General features: G+C 64.7%; 15 protein-coding genes. 8 read left to right on the forward strand and 7 right to left on the reverse strand.

Features of this window, described 5'->3' with window-relative positions; all coding sequences use genetic code 11:
• Positions 1-15: 15 nt before the first annotated feature.
• A complete protein-coding gene (locus AC6I6L_RS00570) occupies positions 16-570 on the reverse strand; it encodes a metal-dependent hydrolase (protein WP_497915766.1) in 555 nt (184 codons plus the stop codon).
• A 238-nt stretch (positions 571-808) separates the two neighbouring features.
• Between AC6I6L_RS00570 and AC6I6L_RS00575 the strand changes: the two genes are divergently transcribed.
• Complete coding sequence (locus AC6I6L_RS00575; protein WP_497915767.1) at positions 809-1,516, forward strand: class I SAM-dependent methyltransferase; 708 nt, start codon at positions 809-811, stop codon at positions 1,514-1,516.
• Between the two features lie 44 nt (positions 1,517-1,560).
• Here the strand turns inward: AC6I6L_RS00575 and AC6I6L_RS00580 are convergent, their stop codons facing one another.
• On the reverse strand, positions 1,561-1,854 hold the full coding sequence (locus tag AC6I6L_RS00580; protein WP_497915768.1) for a DUF7521 family protein: 294 nt from the start codon (positions 1,852-1,854) through the stop codon (positions 1,561-1,563).
• 147 nt (positions 1,855-2,001) lie between these two features.
• On the opposite strand from AC6I6L_RS00580, the gene AC6I6L_RS00585 reads away from it, so the two are divergent.
• Positions 2,002-2,229, forward strand: a complete 228-nt coding sequence (locus tag AC6I6L_RS00585) for a CDGSH iron-sulfur domain-containing protein (protein ID WP_497915769.1) — start codon at positions 2,002-2,004, stop codon at positions 2,227-2,229.
• A 37-nt stretch (positions 2,230-2,266) separates the two neighbouring features.
• Here the strand turns inward: AC6I6L_RS00585 and AC6I6L_RS00590 are convergent, their stop codons facing one another.
• The 3 genes from AC6I6L_RS00590 to AC6I6L_RS00600 are packed head-to-tail and all read right to left on the reverse strand — an operon-like array spanning position 2,267 to position 5,957.
• Entirely contained in the window at positions 2,267-4,888 is a 2,622-nt protein-coding gene (locus AC6I6L_RS00590) for a heavy metal translocating P-type ATPase (RefSeq protein WP_497915770.1), read from the reverse strand.
• Positions 4,889-4,895: 7 nt separating this feature from the next.
• Complete coding sequence (locus AC6I6L_RS00595) at positions 4,896-5,726, reverse strand: sulfite exporter TauE/SafE family protein (protein ID WP_497916821.1); 831 nt, start codon at positions 5,724-5,726, stop codon at positions 4,896-4,898.
• Positions 5,727-5,753: 27 nt separating this feature from the next.
• Positions 5,754-5,957 (reverse strand): DUF8131 family protein, encoded by a 204-nt coding sequence (locus AC6I6L_RS00600; protein ID WP_497915771.1) that lies wholly within the window; start codon positions 5,955-5,957, stop codon positions 5,754-5,756.
• A 99-nt stretch (positions 5,958-6,056) separates the two neighbouring features.
• Here AC6I6L_RS00600 and AC6I6L_RS00605 point away from each other — a divergent pair, with 99 nt between their 5' ends.
• The 4 genes from AC6I6L_RS00605 to AC6I6L_RS00620 are packed head-to-tail and all read left to right on the forward strand — an operon-like array spanning position 6,057 to position 9,115.
• Positions 6,057-6,278 (forward strand): hypothetical protein, encoded by a 222-nt coding sequence (locus AC6I6L_RS00605; RefSeq protein ID WP_497915772.1) that lies wholly within the window; start codon positions 6,057-6,059, stop codon positions 6,276-6,278.
• Positions 6,275-7,078 (forward strand): cytochrome c oxidase subunit II, encoded by an 804-nt coding sequence (locus AC6I6L_RS00610; protein ID WP_497915773.1) that lies wholly within the window; start codon positions 6,275-6,277, stop codon positions 7,076-7,078. Before AC6I6L_RS00605 ends, AC6I6L_RS00610 begins: the two co-directional genes overlap by 4 nt.
• Positions 7,071-8,858: a b(o/a)3-type cytochrome-c oxidase subunit 1 gene (locus tag AC6I6L_RS00615; protein WP_497915774.1), complete on the forward strand. Its 1,788-nt coding sequence runs from the start codon at positions 7,071-7,073 to the stop codon at positions 8,856-8,858. Before AC6I6L_RS00610 ends, AC6I6L_RS00615 begins: the two co-directional genes overlap by 8 nt.
• Positions 8,858-9,115: a CbaC protein gene (locus AC6I6L_RS00620; RefSeq protein WP_497915775.1), complete on the forward strand. Its 258-nt coding sequence runs from the start codon at positions 8,858-8,860 to the stop codon at positions 9,113-9,115. Before AC6I6L_RS00615 ends, AC6I6L_RS00620 begins: the two co-directional genes overlap by 1 nt.
• Before the next feature lie 63 nt (positions 9,116-9,178).
• Here the strand turns inward: AC6I6L_RS00620 and AC6I6L_RS00625 are convergent, their stop codons facing one another.
• Positions 9,179-9,490 carry a DUF7091 family protein gene (locus AC6I6L_RS00625; RefSeq protein WP_497915776.1) on the reverse strand — a complete coding sequence of 104 codons (312 nt, stop codon included), beginning with the start codon at positions 9,488-9,490 and terminating at the stop codon, positions 9,179-9,181.
• Between the two features lie 187 nt (positions 9,491-9,677).
• Between AC6I6L_RS00625 and AC6I6L_RS00630 the strand changes: the two genes are divergently transcribed.
• Positions 9,678-10,598, forward strand: coding sequence for a DUF6159 family protein (locus AC6I6L_RS00630; protein ID WP_497915777.1), 921 nt, complete (start codon positions 9,678-9,680; stop codon positions 10,596-10,598).
• A gap of 109 nt (positions 10,599-10,707) precedes the next feature.
• Here AC6I6L_RS00630 and AC6I6L_RS00635 read toward each other — a convergent pair whose 3' ends face one another.
• Positions 10,708-12,306 carry an amidohydrolase gene (locus AC6I6L_RS00635; protein WP_497916822.1) on the reverse strand — a complete coding sequence of 533 codons (1,599 nt, stop codon included), beginning with the start codon at positions 12,304-12,306 and terminating at the stop codon, positions 10,708-10,710.
• A 582-nt stretch (positions 12,307-12,888) separates the two neighbouring features.
• Between AC6I6L_RS00635 and AC6I6L_RS00640 the strand changes: the two genes are divergently transcribed.
• Positions 12,889-13,281, forward strand: coding sequence for a hypothetical protein (locus tag AC6I6L_RS00640; RefSeq protein WP_497915778.1), 393 nt, complete (start codon positions 12,889-12,891; stop codon positions 13,279-13,281).
• The last annotated feature ends 34 nt before the right edge of the window (positions 13,282-13,315 follow it).

Here is a 13,315-nt window from a genome sequence, read left to right on the forward strand (position 1 = left end):
AGGCCGATCGGCTTCCTATTCGGCCCGGAGCCGATCGAGTCCGAGACGCGCCGTCACCGGCTGGAATCCCGGATAGCCGTCCCGCCGCCACAGCACGATCGCGATTCCGAGCAGGAGGAACTCCGCGAGGAAGAACGGGTCGGAAAGCGAATCCAGCAACAATCCCATCACCGTCGGCGCGCCGTCCTCGTAGGCCTCGACGGGAACGATCGGCCAGAGGAGCGAGGCGGTCGAGGTCTCGGAACTCCAGAGGGCCGGCACGACGTCGACGAGCGCGTGTGAGATGGCACCGATCGCGAAGGCGAGTCCGTACTCGACCCGCCCGTACCGATCGGTGAGATAGTAGACCGCGATCGAAAGCGGAACCAGCAGTACGAGCGAGTGAGCGAGGGTTCGCCCGGTCGGCAACACGCCGGCGTACCAGGCCAGCGGCTTATCGACGAGATCCGGAAACAGGCCGCCGAACACCAGAACGATCGCGGGCCAGTGGTCCGGCGGCGCGGCCGTGCGGCGGTGAGTGTCGGCCCGGTAGCAGAGATAGGCGACTGCAACGTGTCCTAGTGGCCACATTCTCTGGTCCAGCAGACCGTTCGGCCGGATAAAGCAACTGCGGTTTTTCTCGACACACGGGTGTCCCTTCCCGACGTGCTCGGTTCCAGCGGTGTCGTACCACTATTACAGGAGACGTGGTACCGCTGGTCGTGATGGATGACCACTACCGCCGTCACGATCGGAATCGGCGTCCCACTCGCAGCGGTCCCACCGGAATCGATCGCGATCGACCTGACGGGTGGCGGAGGTGACCTCGATGGCCGCACACTCGACCGACGAGGGCGGCGATCCGGCAGCGCGGCGTCCGATGTCGATCGAGGAGATTCGCGCGTCCTACGCCGACTGCGCCCACTGGATCGATCGGCTCGACTGGATCGACCGGCGGCTCACCGGTCGGTACCGCCGCGAACTGTTCGCGGACGCGGAGGGTCGGGTCCTCGACGTCGCCTGCGGGACGGGGCCGAACTTCCCGTACCTGCCGGCGTCCGTCGATCTCGTCGGCATCGATATCAGTCCCGAAATGCTGGTGAACGCACGGGACCGCCTCGATCGACTCGCCGTCGACGGCACGCTCCGGGAGATGGACGCACAGGATATGGCGTTCGACGACGACAGCTTCGACACCGTCATTTCGTCGCTGTCGACCTGTACGTTTCCCGACCCCGTCGCGGCGATCGAGGAGATGGATCGGGTCTGTCGGCCCGGCGGGGAGATACGCCTGCTCGAACACGGCCGGAGCGACGTCGGCCCGATCGCGCGGTTTCAGGACTGGCGGGCCGACGCCCACTACGAGCAGGCGGGCTGTCGGTGGAACCAAGAGCCCCTCGAACTACTCGTCGAAGCCGAATTGCCGGTTCGTGAGGTCAGGACTCGCGCGTTCGGGATCATCACGCTCGTCGAAGCCCGACCCTCACGCGAGTCGCTGCTCGAGACGGTCCGCGCACACGTCGTCGATCGGCGCTGATCGATTTCGGTAACGCTGGTCTATCGAGACGGGACAGTTTCACGTCAGTTCACGTACAGCGAGTACGCGATCACGAGAAAGCCGGCGAGCATCAGGAGGCTCTCGAGCAAGATACCGAGATTCAGCGAGATCGACAGCAGTTCGTACAACACGCCGGCGAGGACGAAACCGAGGGTGACCAGTCCGAAGCCGATCGCGAGCAACTTCAGCGCTTGCTGGTTCGTCCGGCGATAGGCCTTGTAGGCGAAGAACGTGATGGTGCCGCCGACGAGCAACACGAGGGTCTTGACGACCGCGAGCGCGATCGCCGTCGTCGTTCCGGCGGTGTGCGGGGTCATCCCTACTCTACTGTCGACATAACAGACCGAGGTCAAGTAGTTTGCCGTTCGTTGCTCGGGCCCGCCGCGGGCGCTTCTCTACCAGTTCAGACGCCGTGACCGACTCCGGAGCGAAGCTTTTCGGTGCCGCGACACCCACTCGAACCCATGTCGAGACTGGTCGAACTCGAGGGGATCGAACCAAAGAAGCTGATGCCGTCTGACATCGACGACGAAAAAGGCGACGTGGCGATCTGTCAGTGCGGCCTCTCGGCGTCGTTTCCGTTCTGTGACGGCAGCCACCGACGGACTCGCGACGAAGCGGCGGACGAGACGTACGTCTACGAAGACGGCGATCGGAAACGCGTCGATCGGGTGGTCACGGACGAGGAGTGATCGAGACGCCGGACGAAGAGGGACCGAGACGCGGATTTTAGACCGATCGCGCGGAGTTCGCGACGACGAGTACGCTGCTGCCGGCCATCGCGACGGCGGCGAACAGCGGGTTCAACAGACCGGTGATCGCCAGCGGGATCGCCACCGCGTTGTAGGCGAACGCCCACGCGAGGTTCTGGCGGATTCGCCGGTGCGTCCGAGCCCCGATCCGGAACGTTTCGGAGACCGCCCCGAGGTCGTCGCCGACGATCACCGCGTCCGCGGCCTCCGTCGCGAGTTTGGTCCCGCTGCCCATCGCGATGCCCACGTCGGCGGCCGCGAGCGCCGGCGCGTCGTTGCTCCCGTCGCCGACCATCGCGACGGTGCCCCGCGACCGCAGCCGCCGGACCGTCTCCGCCTTCGCTTCGGGTGGAACCCCGGCGAAGACCTCGTCAACGGCGTCGACGTCCCGAAATCGATCGGCTGCCGCGCCCTCGTCGCCCGTGAGGACGACGATCTCCCGTCCGTCGGCCAGCGTTTCGACGGCATCGCGCCACGACTCCCGCGGCGCGTCCCCGACGACGATCACGCCCCGGGCGCGACCCGCCCAGCCGACGAGGACCGGCACGTCGCCGGTCGACCGGGCGCGATCGACGTGTGCGTCGAGTTCCTCGCTCGCGACGTGGCCCCGCTCCCGCACGTAGTCGGGATGGCCGACGACGACCCGATCGCCGGCAGCGGTGACGTCGGGGTCTGCTGTCGCGGTATCGCTCTCGACGACCGCGCTGACACCGCGACTGTCGCGTTCGAAGCTGTCGACGGCGGCATTTGCGGCGTTCTCGACCCCCTCAAGCTCGTTCGCGGCGTCTGCGATCGCAGCCCCGACCGGATGGTCGGAGAGTGATTCCACCGCGCCCGCGCGGGCGAGGAGTTCGCCTGCGTCTGCGCCGGTATCCGTTTCAGTTCCCTCACTGGCGTCCGGCCTGACGCCATTCTCTGTCCCATCGCCGCCGTCGACCCGGACGCCAGCCGCGGATTCGGTGTCTCCGCCGTCTCCCTCGGTGTGGACGGCCGTGACGGTCATCGTCCCCGTCGTGAGCGTACCCGTCTTGTCGAGAACGACGATGTCGACGTCGGGGGCATCCTCGAAGATCGTTTCCGTGGCGACGACGATCCGGCGCTTCGCGGCCGACTGGACCCCCGAGGCGATCGCGAGTGGGGTTGCAAGGCCCAGAGCGCAGGGACAGGAGACGATGACGACGGTGAGGCCGACCAGCAGTGCCGCCGGGAGCGACGATCCGGTCGCGAGCAAGACCGCCGCGACCGTCCCCGCGAGGAGGAGCACCAGCGGGACGAATATCGTCGCGAGTTTGTCCGCGAGTCGCTGGACGCCGGGCCGGGCGCTCTGGATCGACCACAGCAGCGAGACGAGGTGATCGAGGGTGCTGTCGGCGTCCGCACCGACCCGGATCACGATCGGCGCGTCGGTGACGACCGTCCCGCCCCGAACCGTGTCTCCCGGCCCCTTCCCGACGGGTATCGACTCGCCGGTGACCAGCGACTCGTCGATCGCCGCCTCGCCCTCGACGAGTTCGCCGTCGAGTGGCACTCGGTCGCCGGGGCGAACGAGCAGTCGATCGCCGGGGTCGACCGCGTCGATCGAAACCGTCTCGCCGTTCTCGAGGCGGGCCTCGTCGACTTGCTGTTCGGTGAGTTCCGAGAGGAGGCCGGTAGCCTTCCGCTTGATCCGGTCCTCGTAGTAGGTGCCCGCCGTGACCGCGAGGACGATCGCAACGGTGACGTCGAAGTAGAGATCCGTCCGCCCGAGTCCCATGGCGAGCGTGCTGTAGGCGTAGGAGCCGACGGCGGCGACGGCGATCAGGAGATCCATGTTCGCCATACCGGACCGGAGGCTGACGTAGGCACCCCGGAGGATCGGGTAGCCGGTATAACAGAGGACGAACGAGGTCATCAGCCAGATGTTCGCGGCCACGTAGTAGCCGTCGTAGCTGCCGAAGTCGGCCACGGGTTCGTAGCCGAAGTACGTCGGGTACAGAAAGAGGGCGTACCAGACCATCACCATCATCCCGAACATCCCGCCGCCGACGAGGAACTTGATAAGCGCTGCATCCCGTGGTTCCTCGTCCCGGCTTTCGGCCCGATCGCGAGCCTCGTAGCCGTAGCCCGAGACGGCCTCGGGGAGGGCGGCTGCGTCGATGCGATCGGGATCGTAGGTCACCCGGAGCGTATCGGTCGCGTAACTCGCCGCCGCGTCGACTACCCCGTCGGTTTCGGTCGCGCGCGTCTCGAGAAACGCCTCGCAGGTCGCACAGTGCATCCCGTCGACGGCCAGGAAGGCCTGCTCGCCGTCGCGGTCGTCGCCCGTTTCCGGATCGGCTTCGAGTCGATGGCGGACGGCGTCTGCGGAGACGTCCTCGACCTCTCCGAGCGTGCGGTGAATTTCGAGACAGCCTCGACAGCAAAACGCGCCCTCGACATCGGGGGCGGTGTGAGGCGCTGTCGGCGTCGGAAACGAACAGAGCGTGCAGGTACCGTCGTCTGCCGACGGTTCGCCCTCCTCGCCGTTCTCCGCGCTTTTGGTGTTCCCGGCGCTTTCGGCGGCACGCCGGGTCGGGAGTGGGCCGTCGTCGAACCGATCGTCGGTGTGAAGGTCGCTCATCGGTAGATCACAGCGGTTGATAGAACGGAATCGGCGGATGGGGGAGGTGAACGCCGTACAACATCAGTCCGTGCTGGAGCGGAATGTAGCCAAGCAGGAGAAAGGCGGCTCCGAGTACCCGGTGGAGACGCACTCTCGTCGCCGTATCGATCGAGGCGAGGACGGTGCCGTAGAGAAACAGCGTCGGGATCGTTCCCACCCCGAGGGCGGCCAACGAGAGCGCGCCGCGTACCGGATCGCCCAGCGCGAACGCATAGAGGTACGCCGGATAAATGATCGGACAGGGCAGAAGGCCGTGGACCGCGCCGAGGCTGACGATACCGGGCGAGCCGGCGAGTCGATCGACTCGGCTCGCGAGCAGCCCCGAGAGCCAGCGAAAGAGGGGACCGACGAGCGGCAGTCCGTGGGGGACGCCGGCCCGTCCCCGGAGGTAGTAGACCCCGCTGGCGATGATCGCGACGCCGGCGAGGATACCGACTGTCCCTCGCACCGTATCGCCGGCCGCTGTGACGGTATCGACGGAGGTGATCGCCAGCCCCCCGACCAATCCGAACACACCCCCCAGCAGGGCGTAGCTCGCGGCTCGGCCGAGGTTGAACAGCCCGTGCTGGCGGACCTCGAAGAGCGTCAGTGTATCCGCACGACGGTGACCGCTTCCGTCGGCGCGACCGTCGCTACCGGAGGATCCCATCCGATCGGCGTAGGTCGTCACGAGCGGCCCGCACATCCCCAGGCAGTGTGCGCCCGCGAGCAGGCCGACGAGCAGGAATACCAGCAGATCTGCGTGTTCAGTGGCTGTCGTTCCGTGATCGTGTGTTGCGATCAGCGTCTCGAACATCACCGTCTCGAGTCCGGCCATGCGCGATTACGACGCGTCTTTCGATCCGTGTCCGTGGGAGTCCGGGACGGGTTCGAACGCGACGTAGAGGAGACTGGTGATAAGAAGGACGTTGATTGCGGAGACGACGCCGGCCGAGAGCGAACTGGTCAGTCCGTACCACGAAACTGGAAAGAGTGCCAGCAATCCGACAACGAGTGCCGTTCGTGGTGAAAGATCCTCGAGTACCATATGGTGTGGGTAGGATAGCGATCGTATAATACCCCCCGGCGTTCCTATGGACTGAGAATTACTCTAGGGGTTAAGAGGTGACTTTACTTAGACGGCCGTATGAGTCAGGCAACGGACGAGACGGACGGAGTTCACGCTCCGGAGCAAACACGAGAGATCGGTCACGACGAGTACGATCCGATCGGAACGCTCGCCCTGATCGGTCTGTACTTTCTGATCCTGGTCGCGCTGTGGTTCTTCATGTACTTCGTGGAGTTCCTCGGCAACGACCCGACTGTCGTTGGATCGATTAGCACTGCGGCGGTGGTGGGGCTTCTATGAACATCCACACCTACGAAAAGGTGTGGCTGATCGCCGCATTGTTGTTGATCGTCGCGTTCATCGGGACGATCACCTACGGCTCGGTCGGTCTCGGCATCGCGATGATCGACGACAGCGAAGAGACCGTCGACCCGAACGCACTCGACGAAGACGATCGGTTCTCCGACCCGCGCGTCGAGCAGGTCGGTGAAAACGAGTACGAAGCCTACGTCCTCGCCCAGACGTGGCTCTTCCGACCCGATCCGGTCGAGGTGCCGGCCGGCAGCGAGGTGACGTTCTACGTGACGAGCCGGGACGTCATTCACAGCTTCAGTATCGTCGGGACCAACGTCAACACGATGGTCGTCCCCGGCGAGGTGTCGACGATGACCGTCGAGTTCGACGAGCCCGCCGAGTACGGCGTCGTCTGCAACGAATACTGTGGCTCCGGACATCACAACATGGAAGGCCAGGTTCACGTCGTCCCCGAAGACGAGTTCGATCTGACCGAACTCTCGGTCGAGGCCCCCGACGAGGTCGAACTCGGCGAGGAAGCGACCTTCGAGGTCACGGTCGAGAACGGCCAACTCGACGATCTCGAGACGACCGTGATCCTCGAGATCGGCGGCGAAACGATCGAGGAGGAGGTGACCGTCTCCGGTGACGGGAGCGAGACGACGACGATTACCGTCGCCGCCGACGACCTCGGCGAGGGCGACCACGATTGGACGGTCACCGTCGACGATAACGAGGAAAGCGGGACGCTGACCGTGGCTGAAGACCTCGATGCGGACGATGACGGAGGTGATAACGATGAATAACGCGTACATCGACGACTTCCCTGCAGAGGCGAAAGTGATCCGAGCAGCGTTTTACAGCTCTTTCCTCGCGCTCGCGCTGGGAGGGGTCTTCGGGATCATCCAGACGCTCCACCGGACTAACTACTACCGATTTATCGATTCGGCGGACTACTACACCGTCCTCACCGCCCACGGCGTCTTTCTCGTCATTTCGTTTACGATCTTCTTCCTCGTCGGCGTGTTCACGTGGGCGGTAACGACCAGCCTCGATCGGGGCCTCGAAGACCTCCGATTCACCTGGGGATGGTACGCACTGATGGCGATCGGGATAACGATGAGCGGCGTCGCGATTCTGGCCGGCTTCACCGACGCGACCGATATCAGCGCGACGGTGCTGTTTACCTTCTACGCGCCGCTGCAGGCTCACCCGATGTTCTATCTCGGTCTCGTCCTGTTCGTCGTCGGAACGTGGCTCGCGGGCGTCGACTGGTTCCGCTCGTGGCTGGCCTGGAAAGCCGAAAATCCGGGCGAGCGGATTCCGCTACCGACGTTTATGGTGTTGACGACGATGCTGATGTGGTATCTCGCCACGCTCGGGGTTGCCTCAGCCATCCTGCTGTTCTTGCTGCCGTGGTCGCTCGGACTGATCGAGAGCGTCAATCCGACGCTCACGCGAACCCTGTTCTGGTTCTTCGGCCACCCGGTCGTCTACTTCTGGTTGATGCCGGCGTACATGATGTGGTATATCATGCTGCCGAAGCTCTCGGGCGGAAAGCTGTTTAGCGATCCGCTGGCTCGCGTCGTGTTCGTTCTCTTCCTGGTGCTCTCGGTGCCGACCGGCATCCACCACCAGTATCTCGACCCCGGCATCGCGGAAGGGTTCAAGTTCATTGCGATGACGAACACGATGTTCCTCCTGTTGCCGAGCCTGTTGACCGCGTTTACCGTCGTCGCCAGCATGGAACACGGCGCTCGCCAGCGCGGCGGCGAGGGCTACTTCGGCTGGCTCACGGCGCTACCGTGGCGCAATCCCGCCTTCACCGGGATGGCACTCGCCGGGCTGATGTTCGCCGCTGCCGGCTTCTCTGGAATGATCAACGCCGGCATGAACATCAACTACCTCGTCCACAACACGTTCTGGGTCGTCGGCCACTTCCACCTCACCGTCGGCACCGCCGTCGCGCTGACGTTCATGGCCGTCACCTACTGGTTCCTCCCGCAGGTGACCGGGAAGGCGCTGTGGAACCGATCGATCGCACTCGCCCAGGTCGTGATCTGGTTCGTCGGGATGACGTTCATGTCCAACGCGATGCACCGCGCCGGCCTGCTCGGCGTGCCGCGACGGACCGCCGAACCGCAGTACGACGGCGTCACCTTCGAGGCAGCCGTCGGCAGCATCGGCGAACTCAACGCGCAGATCGCTCTCGGCGGCGTCCTGCTTACCCTCTCGCTCGTTCTGTTCTTCGTGAACGTGATCGGAACGGCGTTCAACGGCCGCAGTGACAGCCTGCCGGCAAACGAATACGCCGGCACGCTCTCCGGCCCGGAGGACGCGCCGCTCGTCCTCGACAACCTCAAGCTCTGGACCGCGATCGCCGTGGTGCTCGTGATCTTCGCGTACTCGTTCCCACTGTTGAGCATCGTCGAGCGCGGCGGCCTGTTCGGTCCCGACATCAATCCGTTCCCCGCCAGCGTGAACTCGATCGCGCTGGCCGCTGACGCGATCGAACTCGCGGCGACGAACGCGATCGCCGGCTCGATCGGCACCTTCACCGCGGCGCTCCAGGGGGTGAGCCGATAGTGCGTATCTCGAAAGCGGGACTGCTCGTCGTCCTCGCGTTCACCGCCCCGGTGATCGTCGAACTCCGGACGGTTCTCTCCTGGGCCGGCGTCGAACTGACCGTCGTTCAGTCGGCCCTGGTGGGACTCGCGATCGTCGCCGCGATCGTCGTCTGGGCGCTCCTGCCCGAATCCGACGCCGCCAACGGCGATGACAGCGGTGTCGAGGCGGAGGGAAACGGGACTAGCGCCGGTCGCGACCTGCCCAACGGCGACTGATCGGCGCGCCAGTACCCCCGTATTCTGTTCGGTTCGTCGTCGCCGCCCCGTCGCCCGATCTCCTCACCAGGTTTCGATTCGTCCCTCCCGGATATCCTCCGCACAGCCCTCACAATCGGGGTGGTCGTCCTCGTAACAGGCCGGCCGGTACTCGTCGTCTAGCATCGCCGCTCGCCGCTCGGCGTACCGTCGACAGACGATCTTGGCCCGTCCGTCCTCGTCCTCTGGCAACTGGCGGGCGTTTCTCGCCACCCGGTACGCCTCACGGGCTTCGTCGAGCTGCGAGTCGGTCGACGTGCGTAGCTCCTCGTACTGCTCGCCGGCCTCCTGCAGCTTCGATCGCAGGAACCGCTCGAGTCGACGACGATCCGCCATTGTCTCCCAGTTTGGTCGCACTCCCCATAGTCCCGTCGCCGCGATCGGAGTTCCTTGCTTCGTCAAACCGGCTCTGCTCCCGAAAAAACGCGCACAAGACACAGAGCAGTAGTACAACACGGCAGCCGGGCTTCGGTCACGGAAATATCTCCGCTACTGATAAGTGTCCCAACTGAGTTTTTCCGGTATGAGTATGAACACGGTCGCCCGATCGAGCGGATTTGGGTTTTTCGACCGCTTAAAAACCGGCTGGACGCTGACGAAAGACAGCAGTGGCGTGATTCGGGACCATCCGAAGCTACTGGTATTTCCGCTGCTGGCGGGGATCTCGAGCATCGTTTTCCTCGTGCTCTTTTTCCTCCCGCTGGTGGTTGCGGACGTCATCGGCGGCGGCCTCGAGTACGTCGTGCTCTTCGGACTGTACTTCGTGACGACGTTCTTCAGCACCTACTTCTCGGCTGCACTTGTGTATGCGGCCAACGAGGCGTTCCACGGCCGCGAGCCACGAATTCGCGCCAGCATGCGTGCGATTAACGATCGCCTCGGCCCGATCGTCGTCTGGTCGCTCATTTCCGCGACGGTAAGCATCGTGTTCAGGGTCCTCGAGAACTCCGACAGCCCGGCCGCCTCGATCGTTCGATCGCTGTTTGCCATCGGCTGGTCGATCATGACCTTCTTCATCGTCCCGGTGCTCGTCTTCGAGGACGTCACCGCGACCTCGATGTTCGAGAAGAGCGGGAGGACGTTCAAGGATACCTGGGGCGAGACGCTGGGGGCCGGGTTCGGAATCACCGCGATCGGGGTGGGTGTCGGAATCGTCTTCGTCGTCGGGGCGATCGCAGTCTCCGTCCCGGTTGCCGTGGTGTTCCCGGGGCCGGGAGTGCTGCTCGCGGTCGTCCTCGTCGCCCTCGCGCTCGTGTTCACCTATCTGCTCAGCCAGACGATCTGGGGGATCGCGAAGACTGCGCTGTACGTCTACGCCGAGGAAGGCGTCACGCCCGAGCAGTTCGACAATTTCGATTTCGAGACGCTCGGTGGCCGGACCGAGCGGACGGCGACGCCGGGGACGCGCTCGGACCGGAGGTCGGGCACGTCGCTCGACGACTGATTCGGCCGGCCGGTTCCGACTGAGACGGATTGCTGTAACCGACGCGCTCGACGGTCGACCGTGCTCGGCACGCTGCTCTCGACAGACCGGAACCACGCTACCCCTTCTGTTACCGGCCGTCGTAAACGACCGCACCGTCGACCAGCGTCAGCGCCACGTCGATCGCGTCGATCCGGTCGGCTTCCCATGGCGACTCCTCGAGAACCACCATGTCGGCCCGTTTTGCGGTCTCGATCGTCCCCAGTCGGTCCTCGTCGAAGCCGGCGTAGGCCGCCCCCTGGGTGTACGCCCTGAGGGCGTCCGTCACCGAGAGTCGCTGGGCGGGTTCGGGAGCGGTCACCGCGTAGTGAATCCCCAGGAGTGGATCGAGGGGCATGCAGTCCGAGCCGAAGGCGAGCGGAACGTCGTACTCGAGTACACGCTGGAACCGGTTCGTCCGCTTCCGGCGATCGATCCCGAGTCGCTGATCGTAGAGGCCGCCCTGGCCGGCCCAGCGGTGGAAGTTCGGCTGCATCGAGGCGACGATCCCAGCCGCAGCCATCCGTTCGAGGTGGTCGTCGGTCGCCAGTTCCGCATGTTCGATCCGGTGGCGCGCCCCGCCGGGATCGCCCGTCGTCTCGAGCGCCGACAGCGTCTCCTCGATCGCGTCGTCCCCGATCGCGTGCACCGAGAGCTGATAGCCCGCTTCGTCGGCCCGGTCGACGAGCGTCGAGAGTGCGTCGGGGTCGACGACCCACTGGCCGCGATTCTCGATTGTGCTCTCGTCGCTCTCGTTTGGAGCCACAACATCACTCTCGCCGCCCGTCGGGTCGGCGTATGGGTCCCGAAGTTTCGCCGTCTCGCTCCCGATGCTCCCGTCGGAGAAGGATTTGATCGCGCCCGTCTGGACGAACGCGTCGGTGGTCCCGCCCTCGCTATCAGTTGCCAGTCCGACATCGCGCAAGCTCTCGAAATGGTCGCTCCAGTAGTCGATGCGGACCCGCAGCGGCAACTTGTCGGCGGCGGCCAGGTCGCGGTACACGCGCGGTGCCAGCGATCTACGAACCTTGTCGTGAACGCCCGTAACGCCGAGGGAAGCAGCATGGTCCATCGCGGCCGTGAGAACCTCCCGCATCTCCGATTGACCGGCCGTAATCCGTCGACGAACGGCCTCGGCGGCGTCCTCGACGGCGACGCCCGTCGGCTCGCCGTCCGCCTGTCGCAGGTCGCGATCGGGAAGGTCGGCTTCCAGGCGCGCTAGTGCGGCCGAATTCAGCGACGCGGTGTGGAGATCGACGCGCATGGCGACGACGGGGCGGTCCTCGCTGATGACATCGAGTTGGTCGCGGGTGAGATACCCAGAATCGTCCCACTCGCTCTCGTCGTAGCCGAAGCCGAGCACCCACTCGCGGTCCGGGCTTCGCTCGGCCTGCTCGGCCAGCAGCTCGAGACAGTCGTCGGCGCTCGTGGCCGCCGAGAGGTCTGCGTGGACGAGGTGCTGACCCAGTTGTTCGAGGTGGGTGTGAGCGTCGACGAACCCCGGCAGAACGACCCGCCCCTCGCAGTCGATTCGGTCCGTTTCGACGCCGTCAAGAAATTCGATTTCGTCGGTCCTGCCGACGCGAACGATCTCGCCGTCCCGGACGGCGACGGCCTCGTGAGTCCGATCGGGGTCGGTGAGCGCGTGTACCTCGGCGTTGGTCAACAGGAGATTCGCGGCCCCGGTCATGAGCGAGTACGCGCGAGCGAGATGCAAAACAGTTGGGTCCAGGACGTGTTCCCGACCGATTTTCTCCGGTGCGTGCTCGCTCACATTCGACCGTCGCCAGCGTTTGATACGCCTAGCTAGTGTATTGTGAACACGTAACTATGACATGGCGAAACGACGTCTCGCGAGTCGTCGTCCGCTGCGATGCGTGTTCGGCCGTTTACGCCGCCTGGCACCGGGCAGACGGATCAATCACGGTGATCGGACGAGCGGAGTGTCGCTGTGGTTCGGCCGATTTTACCGTTCTCAGCGATCGGAACGGTACCGATCCGGAGTCGAGTTCGGATGTCGGCTGAGTGGCTTCCCAAGCCTGCACTGACGGGTGAAACCGATGTCGTGTCTCCGGTTTCACTCATCAGTCGACGCTTGGAAGGGCACTGAGAGGAACACGCTCCCGATCGGTTCGTCGGCCCACGGACCTCGAATCGCGGGCCGGGTGATGATGGGACCGCCGGAGCGGGGGGTGGCAGGCGACGGTCGACCGCTCGGTACGACTCTCGAACTCACACAAGGATTATCTATCAGCGGTAGAATACGTTTGCAATGCTCTCTCGTGAAAACCGCGTTATCCTCGGCTCGTTTCTGCTCGCTGGAGTCGTGTTCGCCGGTGTGATCGTCGCAGAACAGTCACTCGATGTCCGGTTTGGCGATTCTCCGCTGCTTGCGTTTCTCGTCTTCGCTTTCTTGACCGTGGGCGCACCCCAGGCGTACCTCGCAATGACCGACGCGACCGTCTCGCCACGCAGCCGGATTCGATTTGCCGTGATCGTCACCATGATCTTCGCGGCGGTTTTCGCGGAATCGTGGGACACCCTCCAGAGTCAGCTGATCGTGGCGATCGCCGGCGCAGCGTTCCTCGGTCTCGTCTGTTACGAGTTCTACGCAGGGTATCGGGAGTCGGCGACGGACCACCCGACCGCCGAGTTCGATCGCTGACGGTTCCCGCCCCGTTTACGACTGTTTCGGCACC

This window comes from Halosolutus sp. DAT137, from assembly GCF_059736405.1.

What these genes read in the sequence shown, in the direction of transcription:
- AC6I6L_RS00570 (WP_497915766.1), bottom strand. Translation starts at nt 570, where the DNA reads ATGTGGCCACTAGGACACGTTGCAGTCGCCTATCTCTGCTACCGGGCC.
- AC6I6L_RS00575 (WP_497915767.1), top strand. Translation starts at nt 809, where the DNA reads ATGGCCGCACACTCGACCGACGAGGGCGGCGATCCGGCAGCGCGGCGT.
- AC6I6L_RS00580 (WP_497915768.1), bottom strand. Translation starts at nt 1,854, where the DNA reads ATGACCCCGCACACCGCCGGAACGACGACGGCGATCGCGCTCGCGGTC.
- AC6I6L_RS00585 (WP_497915769.1), top strand. Translation starts at nt 2,002, where the DNA reads ATGTCGAGACTGGTCGAACTCGAGGGGATCGAACCAAAGAAGCTGATG.
- AC6I6L_RS00590 (WP_497915770.1), bottom strand. Translation starts at nt 4,888, where the DNA reads ATGAGCGACCTTCACACCGACGATCGGTTCGACGACGGCCCACTCCCG.
- AC6I6L_RS00595 (WP_497916821.1), bottom strand. Translation starts at nt 5,726, where the DNA reads ATGTTCGAGACGCTGATCGCAACACACGATCACGGAACGACAGCCACT.
- AC6I6L_RS00600 (WP_497915771.1), bottom strand. Translation starts at nt 5,957, where the DNA reads ATGGTACTCGAGGATCTTTCACCACGAACGGCACTCGTTGTCGGATTG.
- AC6I6L_RS00605 (WP_497915772.1), top strand. Translation starts at nt 6,057, where the DNA reads ATGAGTCAGGCAACGGACGAGACGGACGGAGTTCACGCTCCGGAGCAA.
- AC6I6L_RS00610 (WP_497915773.1), top strand. Translation starts at nt 6,275, where the DNA reads ATGAACATCCACACCTACGAAAAGGTGTGGCTGATCGCCGCATTGTTG.
- AC6I6L_RS00615 (WP_497915774.1), top strand. Translation starts at nt 7,071, where the DNA reads ATGAATAACGCGTACATCGACGACTTCCCTGCAGAGGCGAAAGTGATC.
- AC6I6L_RS00625 (WP_497915776.1), bottom strand. Translation starts at nt 9,490, where the DNA reads ATGGCGGATCGTCGTCGACTCGAGCGGTTCCTGCGATCGAAGCTGCAG.
- AC6I6L_RS00630 (WP_497915777.1), top strand. Translation starts at nt 9,678, where the DNA reads ATGAGTATGAACACGGTCGCCCGATCGAGCGGATTTGGGTTTTTCGAC.
- AC6I6L_RS00635 (WP_497916822.1), bottom strand. Translation starts at nt 12,306, where the DNA reads ATGACCGGGGCCGCGAATCTCCTGTTGACCAACGCCGAGGTACACGCG.
- AC6I6L_RS00640 (WP_497915778.1), top strand. Translation starts at nt 12,889, where the DNA reads ATGCTCTCTCGTGAAAACCGCGTTATCCTCGGCTCGTTTCTGCTCGCT.